The sequence below is a fragment of the Leucobacter sp. PH1c genome (genome assembly GCF_000633415.1).
Lineage (GTDB): Bacteria > Actinomycetota > Actinomycetes > Actinomycetales > Microbacteriaceae > Leucobacter.
The window spans coordinates 1-23,995 of the sequence record NZ_AYMV01000021.1 but is presented as its reverse complement, the minus strand read 5'-3'; the positions used below and the strand labels follow the sequence as shown (position 1 = coordinate 23,995).

General features: G+C 70.0%; 25 protein-coding genes and 1 tRNA gene. 3 read left to right on the top strand and 23 right to left on the bottom strand.

From position 1 onward, the window contains the following. Positions 1-140 precede the first annotated feature (140 nt). The 8 genes from prfA to U874_RS0107625 all read right to left on the bottom strand — a co-directional run bounded on the left by prfA (position 141) and on the right by U874_RS0107625 (position 11,483). Complete coding sequence (gene prfA, locus U874_RS0107660) at positions 141-1,214, bottom strand: peptide chain release factor 1 (protein WP_025133953.1); 1,074 nt, start codon at positions 1,212-1,214, stop codon at positions 141-143. A 147-nt stretch (positions 1,215-1,361) separates the two neighbouring features. After that, positions 1,362-3,296 (bottom strand): transcription termination factor Rho, encoded by a 1,935-nt coding sequence (locus U874_RS0107655; protein WP_025133952.1) that lies wholly within the window; start codon positions 3,294-3,296, stop codon positions 1,362-1,364. Positions 3,297-3,524: 228 nt separating this feature from the next. Then, positions 3,525-4,460 carry a homoserine kinase gene (gene thrB / locus U874_RS0107650; RefSeq protein WP_025133951.1) on the bottom strand — a complete coding sequence of 312 codons (936 nt, stop codon included), beginning with the start codon at positions 4,458-4,460 and terminating at the stop codon, positions 3,525-3,527. Next, positions 4,457-5,767, bottom strand: coding sequence for a homoserine dehydrogenase (locus U874_RS0107645; RefSeq protein WP_025133950.1), 1,311 nt, complete (start codon positions 5,765-5,767; stop codon positions 4,457-4,459). Before U874_RS0107645 ends, thrB begins: the two co-directional genes overlap by 4 nt. Next, positions 5,764-7,212, bottom strand: a complete 1,449-nt coding sequence (lysA, locus tag U874_RS0107640; RefSeq protein ID WP_025133949.1) for a diaminopimelate decarboxylase — start codon at positions 7,210-7,212, stop codon at positions 5,764-5,766. The genes U874_RS0107645 and lysA overlap by 4 nt, the downstream gene beginning before the upstream one ends. Before the next feature lie 174 nt (positions 7,213-7,386). After that, positions 7,387-8,709 carry an FAD-binding oxidoreductase gene (locus U874_RS0107635; RefSeq protein WP_025133948.1) on the bottom strand — a complete coding sequence of 441 codons (1,323 nt, stop codon included), beginning with the start codon at positions 8,707-8,709 and terminating at the stop codon, positions 7,387-7,389. Between the two features lie 229 nt (positions 8,710-8,938). Further along, positions 8,939-10,366 (bottom strand): APC family permease, encoded by a 1,428-nt coding sequence (locus U874_RS0107630; protein WP_025133947.1) that lies wholly within the window; start codon positions 10,364-10,366, stop codon positions 8,939-8,941. 19 nt (positions 10,367-10,385) lie between these two features. Next, positions 10,386-11,483 (bottom strand): alcohol dehydrogenase catalytic domain-containing protein, encoded by a 1,098-nt coding sequence (locus U874_RS0107625; RefSeq protein WP_025133946.1) that lies wholly within the window; start codon positions 11,481-11,483, stop codon positions 10,386-10,388. 163 nt (positions 11,484-11,646) lie between these two features. Here U874_RS0107625 and U874_RS0107620 point away from each other — a divergent pair, with 163 nt between their 5' ends. After that, on the top strand, positions 11,647-13,083 hold the full coding sequence (locus tag U874_RS0107620) for a CdaR family transcriptional regulator (protein WP_025133945.1): 1,437 nt from the start codon (positions 11,647-11,649) through the stop codon (positions 13,081-13,083). Positions 13,084-13,437: 354 nt separating this feature from the next. Here the strand turns inward: U874_RS0107620 and U874_RS0107615 are convergent, their stop codons facing one another. Further along, positions 13,438-14,199, bottom strand: coding sequence for a DUF2993 domain-containing protein (locus U874_RS0107615; RefSeq protein ID WP_025133944.1), 762 nt, complete (start codon positions 14,197-14,199; stop codon positions 13,438-13,440). Between the two features lie 49 nt (positions 14,200-14,248). Next, positions 14,249-15,919 (bottom strand): arginine--tRNA ligase, encoded by a 1,671-nt coding sequence (gene argS, locus U874_RS0107610; RefSeq protein WP_025133943.1) that lies wholly within the window; start codon positions 15,917-15,919, stop codon positions 14,249-14,251. Between the two features lie 97 nt (positions 15,920-16,016). Here argS and U874_RS0107605 point away from each other — a divergent pair. Next, a tRNA-Arg gene (locus U874_RS0107605) sits at positions 16,017-16,089 on the top strand. 393 nt (positions 16,090-16,482) lie between these two features. Here the strand turns inward: U874_RS0107605 and U874_RS0107600 are convergent. The 12 genes from U874_RS0107600 to U874_RS0107545 all read right to left on the bottom strand — a co-directional run bounded on the left by U874_RS0107600 (position 16,483) and on the right by U874_RS0107545 (position 21,847). Next, on the bottom strand, positions 16,483-16,857 hold the full coding sequence (locus U874_RS0107600) for a hypothetical protein (protein WP_025133942.1): 375 nt from the start codon (positions 16,855-16,857) through the stop codon (positions 16,483-16,485). Continuing rightward, positions 16,854-17,474, bottom strand: a complete 621-nt coding sequence (locus U874_RS0107595) for an Asp23/Gls24 family envelope stress response protein (protein WP_025133941.1) — start codon at positions 17,472-17,474, stop codon at positions 16,854-16,856. The genes U874_RS0107600 and U874_RS0107595 overlap by 4 nt, the downstream gene beginning before the upstream one ends. Continuing rightward, on the bottom strand, positions 17,471-18,037 hold the full coding sequence (locus tag U874_RS0107590; protein ID WP_025133940.1) for an RNA polymerase sigma factor: 567 nt from the start codon (positions 18,035-18,037) through the stop codon (positions 17,471-17,473). The genes U874_RS0107595 and U874_RS0107590 overlap by 4 nt, the downstream gene beginning before the upstream one ends. A 120-nt stretch (positions 18,038-18,157) precedes the next feature. After that, positions 18,158-18,424: a GlsB/YeaQ/YmgE family stress response membrane protein gene (locus U874_RS0107585; protein WP_025133939.1), complete on the bottom strand. Its 267-nt coding sequence runs from the start codon at positions 18,422-18,424 to the stop codon at positions 18,158-18,160. Between the two features lie 71 nt (positions 18,425-18,495). After that, a complete protein-coding gene (locus U874_RS0107580) occupies positions 18,496-18,669 on the bottom strand; it encodes a CsbD family protein (protein ID WP_025133938.1) in 174 nt (57 codons plus the stop codon). A gap of 85 nt (positions 18,670-18,754) precedes the next feature. Further along, positions 18,755-18,970, bottom strand: coding sequence for a hypothetical protein (locus U874_RS0107575; protein WP_025133937.1), 216 nt, complete (start codon positions 18,968-18,970; stop codon positions 18,755-18,757). A 36-nt stretch (positions 18,971-19,006) separates the two neighbouring features. After that, positions 19,007-19,624, bottom strand: a complete 618-nt coding sequence (locus tag U874_RS0107570; protein ID WP_025133936.1) for a hypothetical protein — start codon at positions 19,622-19,624, stop codon at positions 19,007-19,009. Next, positions 19,621-20,202, bottom strand: coding sequence for a DUF2065 domain-containing protein (locus tag U874_RS0107565; RefSeq protein WP_025133935.1), 582 nt, complete (start codon positions 20,200-20,202; stop codon positions 19,621-19,623). The genes U874_RS0107570 and U874_RS0107565 overlap by 4 nt, the downstream gene beginning before the upstream one ends. Continuing rightward, a complete protein-coding gene (locus U874_RS15785; RefSeq protein WP_232755886.1) occupies positions 20,203-20,403 on the bottom strand; it encodes a hypothetical protein in 201 nt (66 codons plus the stop codon). Positions 20,404-20,588: 185 nt separating this feature from the next. Beyond that, positions 20,589-20,780 carry a DUF2273 domain-containing protein gene (locus U874_RS0107555; protein WP_025133933.1) on the bottom strand — a complete coding sequence of 64 codons (192 nt, stop codon included), beginning with the start codon at positions 20,778-20,780 and terminating at the stop codon, positions 20,589-20,591. Continuing rightward, positions 20,777-21,289, bottom strand: coding sequence for an Asp23/Gls24 family envelope stress response protein (locus U874_RS0107550; RefSeq protein WP_025133932.1), 513 nt, complete (start codon positions 21,287-21,289; stop codon positions 20,777-20,779). Before U874_RS0107550 ends, U874_RS0107555 begins: the two co-directional genes overlap by 4 nt. Before the next feature lie 216 nt (positions 21,290-21,505). Beyond that, positions 21,506-21,847 carry a metalloregulator ArsR/SmtB family transcription factor gene (locus U874_RS0107545; protein ID WP_025133931.1) on the bottom strand — a complete coding sequence of 114 codons (342 nt, stop codon included), beginning with the start codon at positions 21,845-21,847 and terminating at the stop codon, positions 21,506-21,508. Between the two features lie 81 nt (positions 21,848-21,928). On the opposite strand from U874_RS0107545, the gene U874_RS0107540 reads away from it, so the two are divergent. Then, the gene (locus U874_RS0107540; RefSeq protein ID WP_025133930.1) at positions 21,929-23,197 is read left to right on the top strand and encodes an NAD(P)-binding domain-containing protein; all 1,269 of its coding nucleotides are present in this window, start codon (positions 21,929-21,931) and stop codon (positions 23,195-23,197) included. A gap of 89 nt (positions 23,198-23,286) precedes the next feature. Here U874_RS0107540 and U874_RS0107535 read toward each other — a convergent pair whose 3' ends face one another. Further along, positions 23,287-23,835: a hypothetical protein gene (locus U874_RS0107535; protein WP_157834231.1), complete on the bottom strand. Its 549-nt coding sequence runs from the start codon at positions 23,833-23,835 to the stop codon at positions 23,287-23,289. Positions 23,836-23,995 lie beyond the last annotated feature (160 nt).

Genomic DNA, 23,995 nt, shown 5'->3' with positions numbered 1-23,995 from the left:
ATTCGCGCGCACCGGGCCGGTCCACTGCACGGGATCGGGTCCGCGCACAGCTTCGCCCGTCCGCGCAGAACGCGCGGACGGGCGAAGCACACAGACCGAGCGGACGAAGCGAAACCCGAGCCGCGCGGCCGCCGGAGGCGCTACTGGCCGAGTGCGGCCAGGCGCGACTCCTCGTCCATGCGGATGCAGGATTCGATCACGGCATCGAGCGCGCCGTTCATCACCTGGTCGAGGTTGTACGCCTTGAACCCGGTGCGGTGATCCGCGATGCGGTTCTCGGGGAAGTTGTACGTGCGGATGCGCTCCGAGCGGTCCATGGTGCGGATCTGGCTCGAGCGGTGCGCGCTCGCCTCGGCTGCCGCCTCCTCCTGCTGGCGCGCGAGGATGCGGGCGCGGAGCACGCGCATGCCGGCCTCACGGTTCTGCAGCTGGCTCTTCTCGTTCTGCATGGCAACGACGATGCCGGTCGGCAGGTGCGTGATGCGCACGGCGGAGTCGGTCGTGTTGACGGACTGCCCGCCGGGGCCCGACGAGCGGTACACGTCGATCTTCAGGTCGTTCTGGTGGATCTCGACCTCTTCGGGCTCGTCCACCTCGGGGTAGACGAGCACGCCCGTCGTCGAGGTGTGAATGCGGCCCTGCGACTCGGTCACGGGGACGCGCTGCACGCGGTGCACGCCGCCCTCGTACTTGAGGTGCGCCCAGGCGCCCTGCGAGGGATCGCTCGGGTTCGCCTTGATCGCGACCTGCACGTTCTTGTAGCCGCCGAGGTCGCTCTCGTCCTTCTCGAGGATCTCGGTCTTCCAGCCCTTCGACTCCGCGTAGTACATGTACATGCGCAGCAGGTCGGCGCCGAACAGCGCAGACTCGGCCCCGCCTTCGCCGCCCTTGATCTCGAGGATCACGTCGCGGGCGTCATCGGGGTCGCGCGGGATCAGGAGGCGGCGCACCTTCTCCTGCGCCTCCGCGAGGCCCGTCTCGAGCTCGGGGATCTCCTCGGCAAACGCCTCGTCTTCCTTCGCGAGCTCGCGCGCGGCCTCAAGATCCTCGCCGAGCTGCACCCAGTGCTCGTGCGCGGCCTTGATCTTGCTGAGCTCGGCGTAGCGCCGGTTGACCTTCTTGGCGCGCGCGGCGTCGGCGTGCAGCGCCGGATCGGCGAGCTCTTCCTGCAGCTGTTCGTGCTCCGCGAGGAGCCCCGTCACCTGTTCGAACATGTTTCCTCCGGGGTGGTTCGTTCACGCATCCTGCGCCCGGCGCTCAAGCGACCGGAGCCGTGGGGCCCACCGGAGTGGACCCCACGGCCAGCACCGCGCGCGCAGGATGACGGATACCCGTGATCGGTCGCGGTGCGCGCGGGGACGCTAGGAGAGCTTCCCGGTGCGCTGCAGCTCGGCGAGCAGCGCGGCGTTGGAGTCGGTCTCGCGGAGGCGCGCGACGAGCTTCTTCTCGGCGTCGTCGTCCTCGTGGAGCTCGGCGCGGAGCGCCTCGAGCACACGGGCCTCGTCCTCGCTCAGGATCCCGGCCGTGCGGCTCGTGCGCGAGTCGACGAGGTCGACGGCGGGCGCGAGGCCGGCGCGGGTCTTCTTGATCCGGATCTCGCTGTTGGCGACGCGGCGCGCCTCGCGGAGCAGCGTCTCGTCGGCGGCGATCTTCGTGCCGCGGTGCACCGTGGCGAGGAGGGTGAGCGAGCCACCGTTCTCGACGTTGCGGGCGGCGGCGAGGAGCTTCTTGATCTGGCCGAGCGCGAACTCGTCGAGCTCGTCGTGCGCGGGGCGGGCCTGCGTGTGCTGGGCCTGCGCGTAGGCACGGGCGAAGCTGTTCAGCGAGTCGAGGAGGACGACCACGTCGTGGCCGAGCTCGAGCATGCGCTTCGCACGCTCGATCGCGAGCTCGGCGATCGTCGCCTGATCCTCCGCGGTGCGGTCGAACGTCGCCGCGACGACCTCGCCGCGGACGGTGCGCTCGAGGTGAGTGACGTCCTCGGGGTGCGCGTCGGCGAGCACGACCATGAGGTGCGCGTCGGGCGACGTGGCGCTCACGGAGGCGGCGAGCTCGGTGACGATCGCGGTGCCGTCGGCGTGGGGCGGGAGCACCACGAGCGCGCGCTGGCCGAGGCCGAGCGGAGCGGCGAGGTCGATCGAGCGGCCGAGCGGCGCGTCGGCTGCGCGCTCGAGCCGGAGGCGCTGCGCGGCGTAGACGGGGGTGAGCTCCGCAACGTCGACGCGCTTCTCGTTCTCCTCGAGCGAGCGGCCGTTGACCGAGTCGATCTTCACGATCGCGTTGTACTTCTGGCGGCTGCCGCCCTCGCCCTCGCGGGGCTGGCGGATGGCACCGACGACGGCGTCACCGCGGCGGAGGCTGTACTTCTTCACCTGGCCGAGCGAAACGTACACGTCGCTCGTGCCGGGGAGGTAGCCGCTCGTGCGCACGAAGGCGTAGTTGTCGAGCACGTCGAGGATGCCCGCGATGGGGAGCAGCACGTCGTCCTCGGTGATCTCCAGCTCGAGCTCGTCGCCCGCGCCACGGCGCTTGCGGTCGCGCTGGCGGGTGCGGCTCGAGCGGGTGCCCTGCTCGGCGGGGCCGTTCTTGGCCTGTCCGCCGCGCTCGCCGTTCTGCTGCTGAGCCTGGTTCTGCCCGCGGCCCTTGGCGGCGTCGTCGCCCTCGGTCGCGGTCTCGCCCGCACCGTTCTCGGCGGTCTCGGCGTCGTTCTTCTGGCCGCGGCCGCGGCCGCGGCGGTTGCGGCTCGGCTTCTCGGCGTCCGCGGCCTCAGCCGGAGCGGCCTCGGCGGCGGGAGCGGTCTCGGCGGCGGGAGCGGCCTCGGCGGCGGGCGCCTCAGCGGCGTCAGCCGCGGGAGCCTCAGCAGCGGCCTCGGCCGGAGCCTCCTCCACCTTCTTGCGGCTGCGCGTCGCGCGCTTCTTCGGCGCGGCCTCAGCAGCCGGAGCCTCAGCAGCGGCCTCAGCAGCGGCAGCATCGGCGGCGGGCGCCTCAGCGGCGTCAGCCGCGGGAGCCTCAGCAGCGGCCTCGGCCGGAGCCTCCTCCACCTTCTTGCGGCTGCGCGTCGCGCGCTTCTTCGGCGCGGCCTCAGCAGCCGGAGCCTCCGCAGCGGGAGCCTCGGCGGCGGCCTCGGCAGCCGGAGCCGCGGGCTCGGCGGCCGCTACGGGCTCGCTCGTCACGGTAACCGCGGCCTCGCTCGTCGCGCCTGCAGCCGCGCTCACGCGACGCGAAGCACGGCGACGCGGCGCCGCGGTCTCCTCTGCTGCGGGAGCGGTGTTCTGGTCTTCTACGTTGGATTCCACGTTTCTTCCTTTCGGAACGCCGTGGGGTGTGCGCGAGCGCTGCGGCCCGCTCCCCCGCGGTGGTGCACCATGAGGTGCGTCGGGATCACCGGACATGCGCGTCTCGGTGAGGAAAACGATCCACCACCGCGACCAGAGCCGCTCACCAGCGACCGGTTCAAGCTGCTGAACCGGCGCCGAAATCGACTCGGTCCCGGGCAGCCGAACCGCTCGCAATGGAGAGCGCGGCTACGCGGGGATCGACTCCACTGTAGCACCCTTCGTGTCGACTGCCAGGAGCAGCACGCGCCAATCCGGGTGCCGCTGCTCGACGAGATCCGCCGCGGCGAGACGCTCGGCCGGGCCGCCCGCGAGCACGAGGATCGAGGGCCCCGCCCCGGAGACGACCGCGGGGAATCCCGCCTCGCGCAGCTCGCGGATCAGGTCGCGCGTCGCGGGCATCGCCTCGCCGCGGTAGTCCTGGTGGAGGCGGTCCTGCGTTGCCTCCATGAGCAGCTCGGGGCTCTGCGTGAGCGCCGCGATGAGGAGTGCCGAGCGGGACACGTTGAACACGGCGTCCTCGTGCGGCACCTGCTTCGGCTGCAGGCTGCGGGCAAGCTCCGTCGACATCGTGAAGCTCGGCACGAGCACGAGCGGGGCGACCCCGCGGTGCACCATGAGGCGCTTGAACTTGGGGCCGTGCTCGGTAGACCACGCGATCGTGAGGCCGCCGAAGAGCGCGGGAGCCACGTTGTCCGGGTGTCCCTCGAGCTCGGTCGCGAAGGCGAGCAGCTGCTCCTCGGAGAGGTCGATCGGCGCCTCGGGGTCGCTCGCGAGGAGGCCCGCGGCGATCATCACGCCCGCGACGATCGCGGAGCCGGAGGATCCCATGCCGCGGCCGTGCGGGATGCGGTTGTGGGCGGTCAGCTCGAGACCGGGCATCGGGCGCCCGAGCCGCTCGAAGACGTGCGCCGCGGAGCGGACCACGAGGTTCGTCTCGTCGGTGGGCACCTCGCCCTCGCCGACGCCCGTGACGTGCACGAGAGCGCCGGGGGCGCTGCGGGTGACGGCGGTCAGCTCGTCACCGTAGGCGAGCGCGATCCCGAGCGTGTCGAAGCCGGGGCCGAGGTTGGCGCTCGTCGCGGGGACGCGGACGCGGACGGCGCGCTGCGCTGCGCCGCTCATGCGTTACCCTCCAGACGCAGCACGCTCGTGACGTCGAGCACCATGTCGGAGCCGCGGAGCGCCTCGACCATGGCGGCGAGATCGGCCTCGCGCGCGACGTGGGTGCCGATGACGAGCGCGGCGCGGTCGTCCTGGCCCTCGACGCCGGTCTGCTCGACGCTCGCCGCGGAGACGCCGTGCTGCGCGAGGATCCCCGCGATGCCGGCGAGCACGCCGGGCTGGTCGCGGACCTCGAGCATGACCTGGTAGGCGGTGCGCACCTCGCCGACGGGGAGGAGCGGCAGCTCCGCGTGGAGCGAGCCCGGGATGCCGGGGCCGCCGACGACGTGCCGGCGCGCGGCCGAGACGAGATCGCCGAGCACGGCCGACGCGGTCTCCGCGCCACCGGCGCCCGCGCCGTAGAACATGAGCTCGCCCGCGGCCTCAGCCTCGACGAAGACGGCGTTCTTGCCGCCGTGCACCGCGGCGAGCGGGTGGTCGCGGCGGATGAGCGCCGGGTAGACGCGCGCCGAGACGCCGTCGACGCCGTCGCTCGCCGTGATCCGCTCCGCGATGGCGAGCAGTTTGATGACGTAGCCCGCGTGTTTCGCGGCCTCGATCTGCGCGAGCGTGATGTTCGCAATGCCCTCGCGGTGCACCGACTCGACGGGGACCTCGGTGTGGAAGGCGATGCTCGCGAGGATCGTCGCCTTCTGCGCGGCGTCGTAGCCCTCGACATCGAGCGTGGGATCCGCCTCGAGGTAGCCGAGCTCGCTCGCAACGCGCATCGCGTCCTCCGAGCTGTCGCCGAAGCGGTCCATGCGGTCGAGAATGTAGTTCGTCGAGCCGTTCACGATGCCGAGCACGCGCGTGATGTGATCGCCCGCGAGGCTCTCGCGGAGCGGGCGGAGGATCGGGATCGCCGCGGCCACGGCCGCCTCGTACGAGAGCTGCGCGCCGACCTGCTCGGCGGCGTCGGAGAGCTCGCGGCCGTGGGCCGCGATGAGCGCCTTGTTCGCGGTGACGACATCGGCGCCGCCCTGCAGCGCCTGCATGATGAGCGTCTTCGCGGGCTCGATCCCGCCCATCAGCTCGATCACGATGTCGGCGCCCTGCACCAGGCGCTCGGCGTCGGTGGTGAAGAGCTCCTGGGGCAGCTCGACGTCGCGCCGGGCGTTCACGTCGCGGACGGCGATCCCGGCGAGCGTCAGTCGCGCGCCGATCCGCGCAGCCAGCTCATCGCCGTGCTCGAGGATCAGGCGGGCCGTCTGGGCGCCGACTGAGCCGCAGCCCAGCAGCGCGACGCGCAGGTCACGGTATCCGTTCACTTGGTTGCTCCGTTCGATCGGGGGGTGTCGTTCGTGGTGCGGCTCACGCTCATGGCGAGCAGCTCGTCCTCGGTCTCGCCGCGCACGATGAGGCGGGCGGAGCCGCCCTGCAGCGCGACGACCGGCGGGCGGGGGACGTAGTTGTAGTTGCTCGAGAGCGACCAGCAGTAGGCGCCCGTCGCGGCGACGGCGAGGGTGTCGCCGGGCTGCACGTCGCCGGGGAGCACGTCGCGCTGCACGACGATGTCGCCGGACTCGCAGTGCTTCCCCACCACGCGCACGAGCGCGGGATCCGCGTCGCTCTCGCGGTTCGCGATGCGCACCTGGTAGTCGGCTCCGTACAGCGCCGGGCGCGCGTTGTCGCTCATGCCGCCGTCGACGCTCACGTAGAGGCGCTCGGCGTAGCCGAGATCGGCGGGATCGGCTGCGGCGTCGCTGCCCGCGAGCTGCACGGCCTTCGTCGTGCCGACCGTGTAGAGCGTCACGCCCGACTGGCCGATGATCGAGCGGCCGGGCTCGAAGGCGAGGTGCGGCAGGGGCACGTCGCACTCGCGCGCGGTCTCCGCGACGATGTCCGCGAGCTCCCGGGCCACGTCGGCCACGTCGGGGGCCTCGTCGGCGGCCGCGCTCGTGTAGGCGATGCCGAAGCCGCCACCGAGGTTGAGTTCGGGGATCGGCCGGCCCGCGATCACGGCGAGCTCGGGGTATGCGCCGAGCAGGCGCCGCGCGGACTCGCGGAAGCCGTCGGTCGCGAAGATCTGCGAGCCGATGTGGCAGTGGAGCCCGACGAAGTCGAGCGTGTCGAAGCGGAGGATGTCGCGCAGCAGGCGCGGGGCCTCGCTGAGCGGCTGGCCGAACTTCTGATCCTCGTGCGAGGTCGCGAGGAAATCGTGGGTCGAGGCGTGGACGCCGCTGTTCACGCGGAGGCGCACGCGCTGGCGCACCCCGGCGCGCGCGGCCGCGCGGGCGACCCGCTCGGTCTCGAACTCGCTGTCGAGGATGATCGTGCCGACGCCGGCGGCGACCGCGCGCTCGATCTCCCGCTCGGACTTATTGTTGCCGTGGAACCCGATCCGCGCGGGATCGACGCCTGCGGCGAGCGCAACCGCGAGCTCTCCCCCGCTGGCCACATCGATCGCGAGGCCCTCCTCGGCCATCCACCGGGCGACCTCGACGCAGAGGAACGCCTTCGTCGCGTAGTAGACCGTCGCGGTAGTGCCCACGCGCTCGGCCTCGGTCTGGAGCGCGCTGCGCACCTCGACGGCGCGGGCGCGCGCAGCGTCCTCGTCGACGACGTAGAGCGGGGAGCCGAACTCGGCGGTCAGCTCGGTCGCGCGGATGCCGCCCAGCTTGAGTTCGCCGCAGCTGCGGCCGCGGCGCGCGGTCGGCGGGAAGACGCGGGGGTCGATCGCGTTGGGCGTGTCCGTGCGGGTCGCCTGGGTCATGGTGTGCTCCTGGGTGTGAATCGTGTCGTCGACGCTCGCGGGCCGCAACGGGCGACCAGTGGCGAGCGGACCCGGATTGGCCCCTGAAGCCGTGCGAACGGAGCCGGAGCTCAGAACGGACCCGTTTAGCTTAGCGTGCCGCACATGCGGAAACGGGAGTGTTACGGCCGTCCGTCAGCGGCGCACCGCGAAGGGGGCGAGGTCGAGCGTCCGGCCGCCGAGCGCGGGCCGCTCCCCCGCCACGAGCTGCGCGACCACCTCGCCCGTAATCGGGCCGAGCGAGAGCCCGTGCATGTTGTGCCCCGCTGCCACGATGACCTCGGGCCGCCCCTCGACGGGGCCGAGGAGCGGCAGGCCGTCGGCGGTCATGGGGCGCGCGCCCACCCACTCGTCGGTGCGGCCGGCCCAGTCGGCTCCGGCGAGGAGCCCGCTCGCGGCGCGGGTGAGCACATCGAAGCGGTCGCGGTTCGGCTGCTCGGGGCGGCCGTCGAACTCCATCATCCCCACGATGCGCAGGCGATCGTGCATCGGGATGACCACGCAGTGGCGATCCATCGAGTGGATGAGCGTACGCGGCATCCGCTCGACCGGCACCGTGTAGCTGTACCCCTTGCCCGAGACGACGGGCGCGGAGCGGATCCCGGAGCGGCGCAGGATCGGGGTGGTCCAGGCGCCGGCGGCGATGACGACGCGGTCGCCCGAGATCGTGGTCTCGGCGCCATCGGCGGCCCCGTGAGTGGCGGCGCCATGAGTGGCGGCGCCGTCGGCGGCCCCGCCCGTCTCGGTGCAGACGACGCTCGCGCCCGCGCCGAGCCGGCGGGCGGTGAGCCCCGTGCGCACCTCGACCCCGGCCGCCTCGACCAGCCCGACCAGGCTCGCGACGAACGTCACGGGGTCGAGCGAGAACTCGCCGGGGAGCAGGAAACCGCCGGAGACCCGCGGGTCGAGGCTCGGCTCCTGCGCGTGGAGCGCGTCTCCCCGGAGCACGGGCTCGGGCGCCTCCCCCCAGCCGCGCGCCGCGCGTTCCGTGTAGCGGCGGTGCGCGGCGGCGAGCTCGTTCTCGTCCGAGCAGGTCATGAGGTAGCCGGATCCGCCGCCCGAGATGTCGGCGCCGACCGCAGCGAAGCGGTGGAGTGCGGGCAGCAGTTCACCCGCGAACTGCGCGAGCGCTGCCTCTCCGCGCGCCGCCCGTGCACCCCCTGCCGCCCGGAGGAACCCGATCCCGAACCCCGCGAGGCGCGGCAGCTGCGAGAACGCGATCGACAGGTAGGAGGAGCGCGTGAACAGGCCCGCGAAGATGTCCCGCACCGTGTTCGGCGAGGCGAGCGGGGCGACCTGCTGAGGCGTGAGCTCGCCGGCGTTGCCGGTGGCGGCTCCCGCGCCGAGGTGTTCGCGCTCAATGATCGTCACCCGGTGACCGGCGGCGCTGAGCGTGAGCGCGGAGCAGAGACCGATGAGACCGCCGCCGACGATGACGACGCGCTGACGCTGAGGCATGCTGATGAACTCCTTCGTTCGCTTGGGCTCAGGATAGCCGCGCCCGCGAGGACCTCAAAGGCTACACACAGCTTCCCGCGCCGCGCTCCGCTTTCTCGGAGAAATCGCAAATATCGGAGGGAATCCTGGGACTCCCTCCGATATTCGCGATTTCTCCGCCTGTTTCGGAGGCCTCTCGCCCGTGGGTGCACCGCACGGCGCACCCGCGGGCGAGAGCAGGCCGGGCCGCTTAGCCCACGCCCTCCATCATCTCGGTGTGCGTGTTGCCCACCCGGGCGAGCACCTCGGGACGGTTCGCCTTCAGCCACCAGAAGCGGAGGAACGCGAGCAGCATGGTCGCTGCGAAGAGGTACGGGATCACGTTGATCGGGAACACGGGCACGGGGTAGACGTTCGCGAAGAACACGTACGCCATTGCCACGACGGCCACGACCGCGCACAACCAGATCATGCCGTTCTTCATGCCCTCGCGGGTCGTGTATACGACACCGGCGATCGCCACGAGCGCGTAGGCCACCATGTAGCCATAGGTACCGTAGGTGTCCACCCAGACGGTGATGTCCATCGGCGCCGTCCCCATGAGGAGCAGGATCACGTCGAGCACGATCGCCGCGGGGCCCGCGATGAGCAGCACGCGGTGCGGGGTGAGGTGGGTCTCGTGGGTGCGGCCGAAGCGCTCGGGCACCACGCCCTCCTTGCCCATCACGTAGAGGATGCGGCCGACCACGTTGAGCGGGGCCACGACCACGGCGAAGAACGACGCGGCCACGCCGAAGACGAGCACGGGCGCGAACCAGCCGGGCATCCCGATCCGGTCGTTGATCGCCTGGAGCGGGCTCGCGACCTTGCCGAGGTCGTCGCCGAGCACGGCGATCTGCGTGTAGGCGGCGAAGACGTAGAGCACGCCGACCGTGACGGCGCTCCACATAATGGCGCGCGGGATCGCGGTGTGCGGGTTGCGCGCCTCACGGCCGAGCGCGTCGGCCGAGGAGAAGCCGACGAAGCCGAGGATACCGAGCACCATGCCCGCGGCGACGCCCTGGAAGGGCACACCCTCGAACGAGAACTGGGCGGGATCCCACGCGTCGGGCCCGAGCCAGATGAGCGCCGTGATGAGCAGCACGAGAATGATGAACACCGACAGGAGCTCGAGGACGAGCGAGACGCGCGCCGAGATCCGGATCCCGCGGATCGTGAAGAAGGTGGCCAGGCCGCCGATCACGATCGCGAGGCCGATGAGCCACCCCGTACTGCCGGCCTCCGAGATTCCGAAGATCTGCAGCAGGTCGGACATGTAGGCGACGGCGCCGCCGAGGGAGCCCGCGGCGATGCCCCAGGACCCGATGAGCAGCGCGACGCCGGCGGCGAATGCGCCCGTGGGGCCGAGGCCCTTCGATACGTAGGTGTAGAGCGAGCCGGCGGAGGCGTGACGGCGGGCGAACATCGAGACGATGTAGCCCACGCAGAGGATCACGATCGTGGCGAGCACGAACGCGAACATCGTGCCGTTGCCCGCCCCGAGGAAGATCGAGGCGGCGGTGAAGGCGATAACCGCGCTGGGCGCGATGCTCGCGATCGCCTGAGCGGCGAGCTCGGGGCCGGACATCACTCCTTCGCGGAGTCCGGCGTCGACCTTGCGGTCGGTAACTTGAGACATGTTCTCTCCTGTGAGTGTCTTACGGAATGAGCAGCGTGCGCAGAACGCCGCCGGCTTCGAGGTCGTCGAGGGCTTCGGCCGCGTCGTCGAGCGAGCGGCGCCCCGAGATCAGCGGATCGAGCTTCAGCTGGCCGTCCATGTAGCGGTCGACGAGCGCGGGGATGTCGATCGAGGGGCGCACCGAACCGTAGTTCGAGCCGAGGATGCGCTGATCCGCCTCCGCGAGCACGAGCGGCTCGAACGAGGCCTTCGCGCCCGTCGGGGGCAGGCCGACGATCACGGCTGCGCCGCCGAGGCCGAGCATCTGGATCGCCTGCTCCGTCGTGGAGGTGCGGCCGATCGCGTCGAAGACGTAGTCCACGCCGTCGGGCATGAGCTCGAAGAGCTGCTCGACCGCGTCGCGCTCGGAGGCGTCGATCCGGTCGGTCGCGCCGAACTGGAGCGCCATGGTGGTCTTCTCGGGGACGACGTCGATCGCGATGATCCGCTCCGCGCCGGCGAGCTTGGCGCCCTGCACGACGTTGAGGCCGACGCCGCCGCAGCCGATCACCGCGACGGTGGCTCCAGGCTCGACGGCGGCCGTGTTGAGCACGGCGCCCACGCCCGTGGCGACTGCACAGCCGACGACGGCGATGACGTCGAGGGGCGCGTCATCGCGGACCTTGATGGCGCCCGACGCGGGGACGATCGCCTCCTCGGCGAACGACGAGACGCCGAGGTAGTGGTGCAGCGGCTCCTCGCCGTTGCTCAGGCGCGAGGTGCCGTCGAAGAGCACGCCCTGCGGCGCGACGACGGTCGCGACCTTCTGGCAGCGCGCCTCGTGGCCCTGCAGGCAGTACCGGCACTCACCGCACGGCGGCACCCAGCTCAGCACGACGTGATCGCCGACGGCGAGCGACGTGACGCCCTCGCCGAGCTCGACGACGACGCCCGAGCCCTCATGGCCCATCACCATGGGGGCGGGAGCGTCCCACTCCCCGCGCTTCACGTGCAGGTCCGAGTGGCAGACGCCGGCGGCGGCGATCTTGACGCGCACCTCCCCCGCCTTCGGGGCAGAGAGGTCGACGTCGACGACCTCGACGCGGGTCTCCGGATCGCGGAACACCACAGCCTTCATCAGGAAAACTCCTTCGTTGTTCGTTTCATGCGGCTCGCGGGCGACCGGGGTGCGGCGCCCCGCGAGGACGACTCAGGCGATCGTACGGACCGGCGCACCGCACTGTCACTGAGCCAACTGTCGAATCTCGGGATCATGGATCGTCACTTGGTACACTCCCGGCATGGCACTCGATCTCTCCGCCGTGGTTCGCGCGGTCGGCGGACACTGCGTCCCACAGCGTCTCGATGAGCGCACACCCGTCGATGGCGTGACCGCGCTGCACGCGTACGTGGTCGTGGGGAACCCGAACTACGCCACGCTCATAACCGGGCCTGATCAGGATCTTGTCGCGCGACTCGACGCCGGTGGGGCCGCCCGCGAGGCGCTGCTCGGCGCGGTGTACGTGACCCCGAGCAGCGATCCCGAACTCGCGGCGGCGCTCGCCCGCCACGGGATGACCGCGATCCTCGGCACCGAGCTCGCGGACGTGGCACTCCATTCCACACTCACCACGATCATCGCGGAAGATCGGGCCGCGGCGGACCGCCTGGTCACCGCGGGGATGAACGTGCTCACCCAGGTCGCGCGACGCGGCGGCATCACCGCGGTGATCGCCGAGCTCGCGCACCGCATCGATGGCTGGGCGGTGCTCCTCGACCCGCAGGGCCAGCTCATCGCGAGCGCCGGGGCCGGCCGACTGCACGTCTCTGACGCGATCGCGGTCGCGACCGGACGCCCCGTGCGCGTGCGCCACCACGGTCTGCAGTTGCACCAGGTCGGATCGGACCGGGATCTCGCGGGCCGCCTCGTCGTGGCCACGCGCTCGAGCCGCACGAGCCACGCGCGCGACCTCGCCTCGCTCGCCGCCGCGCTCTTCGACCTCCTCCTCCGCACGCACGACCCCTCGCTCACCGAGCACCTCGGCCGCGGAGCACTGCTCGACATCCTGCTCGCTGGCGGCCCCGAGGCGCCCCGCTTGCTGCACCGCTGGGGCGTGCACGATTCGACGCTCACCGCGTTCGAACTGGGCGCCAAGACGCGCACGATCGACGCCGAGCGGCTGCTGCGCCGCTGGTTCGACGAGCTCGGCGCCGAGCACGTCTTCGCCGCGGGGCACGGCCGCGTGCGCGGCTTCATGCGCCCCGAACTGACGCCCGAGATTCTCGCCCGCGTGCAGGGCTTCTCCCCCGTGGCGGGCAGCCGCCTCCACCTGGGCGTCGGCTCACCGGCCCCCGTGGACGCGCTCGCGCGCAGCGCGGTGCAGGCCAAGCAGGCGCTCGACGCCGCATTCGAGGACGCGGTGCCGACCGTGGAGTTCGGCGCGCTCCCCACCGTGGGGCTCGTGTTCTCCGCACTCGACCAGCTCGCCGGGCGGGAGATTGCGAGCGTGCTGGATCCGCTCCGCGACGGCGCGGGCGCGCACGGCGAGCTCACCGAGACGCTGCGCGTGTTCCTCGCGGAGCTCGGCGCGCATCGGGCGAGCGCCGAACGGCTCGGGATCCACCGGCAGACGCTCGTCTCCCGGATCCGGCGGATCGAGGAGCTGACCGGGCTCTTCCTCGACCGCGCCGACGATCGCGCAGCGGCCTGGCTGGCGCTGCGCGCCGCGGGCGCGTAGGGAGGGGTCGCCGGGCTGCGCGCGGTGGGCGGCTTGCGCGCGGGGTGCGGATTGCCCGCTCCACCCTCCGATATCTCGGAGAAATCAGATCGCTCGGAGCCTCCCCCGCCCAAAACTCCGAGATCTCGGATTTCTCCGAGAAATTGGGCGTGTGCGGATCGCGTGGGAGGGACGTGGCGCGCGAGCCACCCTCCGATTTCTCGGAGAAATCAGATCGCTCGGAGCCTCCCCCACCCAAAACTCCGAGATCTCGGATTTCTCCGAGAAATTGGTGGCGCCGAGAAATTGGGGGCGCCGAGAGTCTCGGGGCGCGGCGAGCGCGGGCACCCCGGGAGCTATGCCGACGCGAGTCCGCTAGCCGCAGACGCCCTTGGCGCGGAGCTTCGGATCCGACACCGCCGTCGGCGCCAGGTCCGCCGACACCGTAATCGATCCCGTGCTCGAGAACTCCACCCCGGTCAGCGTGACCCCGGCGGGCAGCTGATCCCGCACGCAGATCGGCTCAGGACGCAGCACCGGATCCAGCAGCGTTCCCGTCGCCTGCGCGATCTGCTCGGACGTGAGGTCAAGGCCCGCCGCGCTCACCTGCTTCGGGGTGAGCACCACGTCGCCGTTGGCAACACCCACGCCGAGCGCGATGGTGAGCGGGATCTCCTGCCCGAGGAACGGGATCGAGCGCCCGACCAGCAGATCGCCGTCGCGCACCTCGCCCGTGGTCGCCACACCCTTCGTGAGCAGGGACACGACCGGCCCGATCTGGTCCTGCGGCACCGTGAAGCGCAGCGATCCGTCGCGGATCTCCCCCGTGAGCGGGTTGAAGGGCACGAGGCCCGCGTGCACTTCAGCGTCGGCCACGATCCCGTCGGTGAGCGGCGCCGCCGGGACGGAGACCGTCACGTCGCCGACGCCGCCCTGCACGGCATGGAGCAGCGCGGATCCCCCGAGCTCCACGTCGACAGGGTGATCCCCCGAGAGCCCCAGCTGTGAGCGCACCGCGCCCTCGATCAGCCCCGGGAGGAACATGCGGAAGCCGAACTCAGCGGCCCCCGCGAGCACTGCGAGCGCGATGAGCACGCCCAACAGCTTCTTCCACCAGCTGGACGTGCCCTTCGCCATGCGCGTGCCCCCTCGGATCGATGTATGGTCCGAGCCTAGCGATTCCCGGCTAGAGGCGCTCGGGCGCGCTCACGCCGATGAGGTCGAGGCCGTTGCGGAGCACCTGACCCGCGGCATCGTTCAGCCACAGGCGGGTGCGGTGCAGATCGGTGATCGGCTCGTCCCCCATGGGCAGCACGCGGCAGTTGTCGTACCAGCGGTGGAACGCTGCGGCGAACTCCTCGAGGAAGCGCGCGATGCGGTGCGGCTCGCGGAGCTCCGCGGCGCCCGCGACGATGCCGGGGTACTGCTGCAGCTTGCCGAGCAGTTCCGTCTCCGTCTCGTGCGTGAGCAGCTCGGGGGCGAACGCGCTGCGATCCAGCCCGGCAGCCGCGGCGTTCCGATCGACGGCGCAGGTGCGCGCGTGCGCGTACTGCACGTAGAAGACCGGGTTGTCGTTCGAGCGGCTGCGGAGCTTCTCGCCGTCGAGCGCGAGCGGCGAGTCCGCCGGGTAGCGTGCGAGCCAGTAGCGGAGCGCATCCGTGCCCAGCCACTCGAGCAGATCGTCGAGCTCGATGATGTTGCCCGCGCGCTTCGACAGGCGCGCGCCGTTCAGGTTGACGAGCTGACCGATGAGCACCGTGATGCTCGTCTCGATGTCGTCGCCCGCGGCGCCGGCGATCGCGGTGAGGCGACCGATGTAGCCGTGGTGGTCGGCGCCGAGCAGGTAGATCTTCTCGGTGAAACCGCGATCCATCTTGTCGAGGTAGTACGCAGCATCGGCGGCGAAGTAGGTGTAGACGCCGTTGCCGCGCGTGAAGACACGGTCCTTGTCGTCGCCGAATGCGGTGGTGCGCACCCAGATCGCATCGTCTTCCTCGTAGACGTGCCCCTGCTCGCGGAGGCGATCGATCGCGGCGGCGATCCGGCTGGGCTCGCCGTCCTCGCCGTCGGCGTGGAGCGTGCGCTCCGAGAAGAACACGTCGAAGTGCACATTGAAGCGCTCCAGCGAGTCCTTGATCTCCGCGAGCTGCAGCTGGTAGGCGAGCTCCTGCGCCTGCTCGAGCGCCGCGTCACGGTCGCTTGCGGCGAGCTCGGCGAGACCCGGGATCTGCTCGCGCACGCGGGCGCCGAGCGACTGGATGTACTCCCCCGGGTACGCGTCCTCGGGCGCGTCCTCACCGAGTGCGGCGGCGAGCACCGATCGGCCGAACTTGTTCATCTGCGCGCCGGCGTCGTTGATGTAGTACTCGTTCGTCACCTCGGCGCCGGCCGCACGCAGCACGCGCGCCGTCGAATCGCCGAGCGCCGCCCAGCGCGTGTGCCCCATGTGGAGCGGGCCCGTCGGGTTGGCCGACACGAACTCGAGGTTGATCCGCTGACCGGCGAGCACGTCGCTGCGGCCGTAGTTCTCGCCCTGCTCGACGACACGACGGGCCGTCTCGCCCGCGCTCGCGGCGTCGAGGGTGAGGTTGATGAAGCCGGGACCGGCGACCTCGGCCTTCGCCACGCCGTCGATCGACTCCGCGGCCGTGGCTACCTCCTGGGCGAACTCGCGCGGGTTCGTCCCGAGGCGCTTCGCGAACTTCATGGCCACGTTCGAGGCCCAATCCCCGTGGTCACGGTTCTTGGGTCGCTCCACCTGCGTATCGGAATCGGTGACCACGAGGTCGAGGCCGCGGGCCCCCACGAGGTCGGTCACGATGCGGGCAAGGGCGGAGGAGAGTTCTTGTGGCGTCACAAGGACTCATTCTAGTCCCGAGCGCGGCACGCCCCGGTCGCGGCGCGTGCGCGCGGGCGCCGCGTTGTGCGCTAGGCTGGTGGGGTTGCACATGCTCGCCTCCGTAGCTCAGGGGATAGAGCGCCGGTTTCCGGTACCGTAGGTCGGGGGTTCGAATCCCTCCGGGGGCACTGCAACACTGGCTTCCATCGCTTCGGCGGTGGGAGCCTTTTTCTTTACCCTCAGGTGCTCAGGTCGACGATCATCGTCGACCTCGCCGAGCAGTCAGCCCGCAGTGGTGTCACGCGCTGCCGCGAGCGCCACCCGCCCATATCTCACACACTGACGCTGGACGGCCCAATTGAGGTCTCTGGCACAGGTGGGGACTCCTGCGCCCACGTCCTCAACGCGCAAGGGGTCACGGACGATTCGTCTCTCGCAGGAGTTCCCACAGCCGCACCGTCTGCACTGGAGTCCATTCCGCCGAATGAACACGTGACCGCGACGCACCGACCGCGACGCGCCGACCGCGGCGCACCGCCCGCGGCGCACCGAGCGCACCTCAGGACGAGCGTTCGCTCCTCTCAGGACGAGCGATCGCTCCGCTCAGGCGCCGGAGGGCCTTCGTCGATGTGCACGACGGTGAGGTGGAGCTTCACCGAGGGATACCCGCGATCAGCGCACAGCTCGGCGATGGCTGCGTGCACTCGATCACTGGTGTCAGCGGCGCCCGGCGCGTTCTGCACGCCGATCGCGACCTCGACACGCGAGCCCTCGCTCGGGCTGTGCTCCCAGCGGATGAGCGAGCCATCCTCCTGCTGGACTCCGAGGAGCTGGGCACCGGCGTCAACCGCCTGGGAGATCCGTCCGCCTGCCCGGAAGACCGAGGCGACGCCCGGCACCTCTCGCACGGCCGCTTCAATGTCCGCGGCCAGAGTCCGATCCGTCGGCTCGGTCATCGGTGTCCTTCCGTCCGGTTCTGGAACTGCTGGATGTCTTGCACCGTGATGTCGATGCCGGTCACGGCCAATGCTGTGTGCGCCAGGAGGCGAGTGCGGATCTCCTCGCGGAGGCGGTCGACGAGATCTGGGATCGGCTGCCCGTAGGGGACGCTGACTTCGACGCGAACACGCACCGGCTCCCCCGGGATCGTGACGTCTCCGTCGAAGCGGCAGGTGCCGAACACGACGCCGGGCACGGTGCGCTCCGCGGCCCTGATCGCTCCCCGGACAGCGCCCTCGGTGATGCCGAGATCCGCGTCGGGCCTGGCGGTGCTCAGGGGGATGCGTCGCCCAGCGCGCGCATCCAGGGCGATGCCGGAGAGCACCTTCTGCACCCAGCTCTCGTCGGGCGCAGCCTCCGCTGCGAGGTCGGCAGCCAGGAGTTCTGGGGTGAGCTCGCGAAGTCGGCTCAGAGCGTCCAGGGCGATGCGGCAGCCGGGAGAGCCCTCGATCGAGGGGTCGGCAGGGGTGCGTGCGGAGTCGAGGTAGTCGGAGAGCTCTTCGATGGTGTGTCCGTCGAGATCGCCGAGCTCGGTCAAGCTGGTCTGCGGATCAGGGCTATCACTGTGATTCATCGCCACTGCTCCATTCGAACAATGATGTCTTTTCGCGCACGGGCGAGCAAACCCCGAACCGTTGACATCGGGAGGTCCAGTTCGTCGGCGATCTCCTCATAGCTGTAGTCGCCCAGCTCTCGGAGCACCCAGCATTCGCGCTGGGCATCGGGGAGCTGGGTGATCGCGTCGCTCAGCGCCGCGATCCCTGCTCGCGCTTCGACTTGCCGGGGCGGCGCCATCCGGTCCGGTGCGGGAAGCTCCATCTCGCTCAGGTCGGAGTGGCGTCGGGTCGACCGGATGCGGTCAATCGCTTTTCGACCGGTGATCCGCATCAGCCAGCTGCAGACCTTCTCCGAATCCTCCAGATTCGGGATCTGGTCCCAGGCGGTGATGAACGCGTCTTGGACGACATCGTCGACGTCAGCGCTGCCGGGGAGGATCCTCCTCGCATATGCCCGCATCATCGGGGCGTACCTCCGAACGAGCACGGCGAAGGCGGAGGTGTCTCCGTCTGCGGCGCGTCCGACGATGATCCGGTCGCCCGCCGATTCCAATGGGCTCGGGTACGGCTCACTGCTCATCCTTCATCCCCCTGATAGGAAGGGCGCCTCCTCCCAGGGTCGTTGGTCGACCTTGCGGTTGCCCATCCTCCTTCATCCTCATCGGTATCGCACAGTTCGTCCACATCTTGTGAGCTTGTCTCACTTGTCTGCACGGCGACCGGCGATCATGCCGTAGATGAGCAACACCAGGATCGAGCCGCCGATCGCGAGCAGCCAGGTCGAGAGGTTGAAGAAACCCTGCAGGTTGACGTTGAAGATGAGGCCGCCGAGCCATCCACCGAGCATCGCGCCGACGATGCCGAGGAGCAGCGTGACGAACCAGCCGCCGCCCTGCTTGCCGGGGAGGATGAGCTTGGCGATCGCGCCGGCGAGCAGCCCGAGAATGAGGAAGCTGAAGAAACCCACGGGGGTTCTCCTTTCAATTGAGTGCAACGGGGTGACCCGGGTGGGCGTGCCTGCCCACCCGGGTGGGGTGGCTACTTCGTGAACATGTCCTTGATGTCCTCGACCTTCTCCTTGATGGTGCCCTTCGCCTGGTCCGCTCGGCCCTCTGCGACGAGCTGGTCATCGTCGGCGGCCTTGCCCACCGTCTCCTTCACCTGACCGGTGATCTTGTCCGCGGCGGCCTTGATCTTGTCTCCAGCGCTCATCGTTCGCGTTCCTTTCGTGTCGTTCTCTGCGGCGCTCTCTGGCTCTGAGAGCGGGGTGAAGAGCGGCGCCGTGCCGCTCTCACGTTCAGCTGCCGAGGAGGCTCTTGCGCGCCTTCTCGAGCGACTTCTTGGCGTTCTTCGCCATGCGCTTGCGCGACTTCTTCGCCTCGGGATTCGTCCAGAGGCGTTCCAACTGGTGCCGCACGTCTTCATAGTTCTTCCCGCGCGCTTTCGCCGATTCGACGCCGACGAGATAGGCGGCTCCAGCGATCACCGCGAGGATCAATATGTTCTTCCGCATCGCGTTCTTCCTTTCGTCTCCCCCGCACTCCGGGGATCAGTGGACTCGGGACTGGTCCGCTGCGAGCTTCGAGCGGATCCCGGAGTGGATCGTGACGACCGTCGCGAGTTCACGCCCCAGGAGAGTCGCCAGACGGTCGACGAGTCCAGTCACCGTCGCAGCAACCTCCGCGGGTGAGACGTTCTGCCGCGGCGTAACGCTCACGTGGAGGACGTCGGTGCCCCACAGCCTGCGGGCACTCACTTTCGCGGAGAGGATTGCGTCATCCGACGCAAGCGATTGGGTAATCGCGTCGGCGGCGAATCCATGCCGGATCGTGACCGCCCCGTGCGCCCCGCTGCCCGCCTCTTCGCGGATCACCACGCTGCTGCGTCCGCCTCCCAGCCTCGCGATGACGATCACCGCGATGACCACGAGCAGGAGCAGCAGCGCAAGCACCGCCAGTGTGAACCAGCTCAGCGTGGTCGAGTCCGACACCCGCGACGACTGATCCGCGCGCACCATCCAGTCCACGCCGGCCGATGACCAGCGCGTCCAGACCTCGCCGGCTGCTGGCCACAGCCTGGCCAGCACTCCTGCTCCGCCGATTCCGATCAGCAGGAGGCCGACCACGCAGAGGATCGCTCGGTTCACTCCACGGTTCGTCGTGTTCATGATCGGCCCTCCGCATCTTCAACGTGCAGCACTCGTGCCCGTACCTTCACCCGGGGAGACATTTCGTAGGCGGCCAGCTCCGACTCGGCCACCGCACGCACCTCGCTCTTGTCGAGCCGGTGCCCGGGCTCAGGCCTCACGGTGACATCCGCGCCGAGATGACCGACGCCGACGACGACCGCGCCCGGGGCGAGATCCAGTTCACGCCGCACGCGCTCCGCCAATGACGACGCGAGTACGCCGTTGTCGACGATCACAGCGTGCGACGAGGATCCGAGCTCGTGCCTCGGCCTCCGGCCCGGGGCGATGGCGAACCACACGAGGATCACCCCGGCAATCGCGACGAGGATCCCTCCCGCAACGACCACGCCCTGCGGCTGGACCGGCAGCTCCCGCAACCACGTGAGCGCGGCCTCAGGCGCGATGACCCATGGGCCGAGCCCGAGCAGATGGAGCACGATCTCGACACCCGCGAGGATCGCGGCACCGGCGACGATCACGAGCACGATCACGGTCACCACGGTGCGCGGCGAGTGCGTCTCTCTGCGCACCACGCGCTTCAGCACGGTGTTCGTCATCTAATTCACCCGCTTTCGCTTGGGGATGATCGCGCCCGTGACGGTGAACGACACTCGGCGGATCTCCCGTCCCGTCACCCTCGCGAATTCTGCCGAGAGTTCGGACTGCAGCACGCGCACCCGGTCGATCACCGGCACTGCGGCCTCGACCGCCGTGAGATCGCTGAGATCCGGGGCGGGGAGCTTCGCTGCGATTCTCACGGCCAGGCCTCCGCCCCACTCTGCGACCTCGACGCTCACGTCATCCCGAGAGACACCGATGGCGCCCGCTGAGGCTTCCCGCACGACCTTGTCAATGACTCGCTCGTGCACCCGAACCGTGCCGGGCGTCCGAAGACCGGAATCGAGGGGTCCCGCAGCGCTCGGGGATTCACCGGCCAGCAGGCTCATGACGAGGTCCGCCTCCCTGTGAACGCACTTGCGAGGGCACGGAAGTCCAGCTGACCCGACATCACACGCCCGGTCAGAGCTCCGATCGCCATGAGCAGCGAAACCAGGAGGAATCCCCAGAACCCGAAGATCAGCGCAGCGAACGCCAGCACCGCGCCAACCAGAGCCCCGGTCAGCGTCGAGTTCATGAGACGCGCGATTCGGTATCGTCGTCAGCGTCATCGCTCGGGAGGTGGACATCGTTCACATCGATGTTCACCTCGACGACCTGCAGGCCGACGAGTCGGCTGATCGCGTCGGTCACCGCGGCACGAACGTTATCGGCGACCTCCTGGATCGGAGCCGGGTAGTCCACCACGATCGTGATGTCCGCCGCGGCCTGCGTCTCCCCGACCTCGACCTTCACGCCCTGGGTGAGGTCCGTCGCGTTCACGGCGTCACGGATCGCGCCGAACGCGCGAGCCCCGCCGCCGCCGAGTGCGTGAACGCCGGACACCTCGCGAGCTGCGATCCCCGCGACCTTCGCGACCACGCCCTCGGCGATGGTCGTCCGCCCCGCTGACGCCTCTGCGTCGGCCGAAGCGTGTCCGACCGCAGGCGCGCGATCCACTCGTGACGAGCCCGCGGAGCTTCCCCGGCGCTGCGCCGACGCGCTTTCCTCAGGAGTACCCGTTGCGTTCACATCATTCGTAACCATCAGAACTACCTCCAAGATGCAGAAGCACGGCCGCCGGCCGCGCTGTCCAGCGAGCGAAGAACAACGCTCTGCACATAGGACGGTCTCTCTCGGGGAGATGTCACAAATTTTCTGCGACGACGCGAAAATTCACGTCAACACACCCGGCTCGCGAACCCCGTGTGCACCTGACGTGGCACGGGCGGCACCCCCGTGGCGCCCGAGCGGCGTGGACGCTCAGCCCAGCAGCGCCTGCACCGCGTCGGCGAGCGCACCGGTCGTGGGCCGGTAGTAGGCCCATTTTCCGCGCTGCTCGCGAGCAACGAGCCCCGCCGCGACGAGCAGCTTCATGTGGTGGGAGACCGTCGGCTGCGACAGACCCACGGGGTCGGTGAGGTCGCAGACGCACATCTCGCCGGCGCTGCTGGCGATGATCATCGCCAGCAGCTTCACCCGCGTCGGATCGCCGAGCGCTTTGAAGACCTTCGCGAGATCGCGGGCCGCACTGTCATCCATCGCCTGGCCGGGGGCGCAGCATGACGCGGCAGCGGCGTCGAGGGTGACCGGCGGATGAGGCATGACCCCATTCTGCACCACGTATTGACATCTGTCGATGCGAAGGACAGAATCTCCTTGTCTCATATTGAAGAACATCAATGCATGGAGGTTGCAGTGAGTCCCGTTGTCGTCATTGGTGCTGGTCCGCAGGGACTGGCCGCAGCCGCTCATCTCCTGGAGCGCGGACTCGAGCCGCTCGTTCTGGAGTCCGGCGCTACCGCAGCATCTGCCGTTGCCGAGTGGGGGCACGTGCGCCTGTTCTCGCCCTGGACGGAACTCACGGATGCCGCATCACGGCGGCTGCTGGAGCCGACCGGATGGTCGGCTCCGACGCAGGGTTATCCGACCGGCGCGCAGTGGATCGAGCAGTACCTCGCACCGCTCGCCGACGCCCTTGGCGACCGCGTGCGTTCCGGGACGCGGGTCGTCGGCGTCGGCCGCAGGGGCCGAGATCTCTCCGTTGACGGGGGCCGAGCCGAGCAGCCCTTCGTCGTGCACATCGAGCGCGCGGACGGCACGGAGGAGCGGATCGAAGCGAGCGCCGTGATCGACGCATCGGGCACCTGGCGGACACCCAATCCCGCCGGCGCTGACGGGCTCCCTGCACTCGGCGAGCGCGCCGCGATCGAGGCGGGTCTCATGGAGCACCGCATGCCCGCCAGCGAGGACGCCAGCACCCTGGCGGGCCGGCACGTCGTGGTCGTCGGCAACGGCCACTCGGCGGCAACGACGATCGGGATCCTGTCGCGAGTGGCGAAGCGGGAGCCAGGAACTCGGATCACGTGGGTGCTGCGTCGCGGCACGATCGGCAACACGTTCGGCGGCGGTAGCGCAGACGAGCTCCCCGAGCGCGGCGCGCTGGGCCAGCGCGCGAAGCAGGCGGTCGAGGAGGGCCTCGTCGACCTCGTGACCGGATTCCGCACCGAGCGGATCGAGATCGAAGACGGGCAGGCGGTGCTCGTTGCCGAGGACGGCCGCCGGCTGGATCCTGCTGCGCGGATCTTCGTCGCGACCGGCTTCCGCCCCGAGCTCTCGTTCCTCTCAGAGGTCCGGCTCGACCTCGACATGCGTATGCAGGCACCGTCGAGGATCGCCGCGGAGGTCGACCCGAACCTGCACTCCTGCGGATCCATCCGGGCCACGGGTGCGACTGACCTCGAGCAGCCCGACCCCGGGCTCTACATTGTGGGCGCGAAGTCCTATGGCCGCGCTCCCACGTTCCTCGCTCTGACGGGGTTCGAACAGGTGCGCAGCGTCGTCGCAGCGATCGCTGGCGACCGCGAGGCGGCGGAACGCGTTGACCTCGTTCTCCCCGACACGGGCGTGTGCGGCGGGGCGGGGCTCTTTGACGCTCCCGCCGCCGGCCGCTGACCCGCGCTCAGAACAGGGCGGGGCAAGATCCACACAGGCTCATGCCCCGCTCTCGAACCCGAGAATCGGATCCGCTCACCGAGGGCTCCTCAGCCCGACCACTCGAACGCGTGAAGCGCGTCGTCGTCAAGCAGGCGCGTGGCAAGTTGGTCGGTGCAGCCGACCGCGGTGAAGTCGAGGTCAGGAGGCGAAGCCACGAACCAGCTCTCGTCCTCTGCCCAGAGGAACGCGAGCGGAAGAAAGCCTCCGAACAGCTCGTCTGTGGCCGCGAACAGGTGCGATCCCAGCGGGCCTTTTCCCACGAAGTAGTCAAGCCTCCCTGAAATCCTCAGCAATCCCAGCTCCTCGAGCCTCCGACGCTCCGGGTACCGCGCAAACCCTCCATACAAGGCGTATCGACACGGCGTGGACTCCGGAAACACATCGAGCAGTGCCGCATCAAACGCCAGCTCGACCTCTTCGTCACATCGCACGTTGTTCGGATTCGGGGCGGCAAACGGGACCTCTCGATTGCCGGTCGCGGTCGCACCCGGATGCAGCATGACGACGGTTCGCGAAAATCGACGCGGCAAGTAGCCCTCATCTCGCCGAATCCAGTCCTCACACCGACCGGAATGCTCAAGGGACTGGGGTTCCATGCGCGCTCGTTCACTCCTGAGGTTCGCCCCCTCCCCGCTCGAAGGCTAGTGCAGCAATCGTTCGCTCGGTCTCCCCCAGTCGATGCTCTAGGCACTTCGCGAAGCGACCAGCGTTGGCTCACTCAGCACCCCCGGGCGGGGTGCGGCGGGGGGCCCCCCG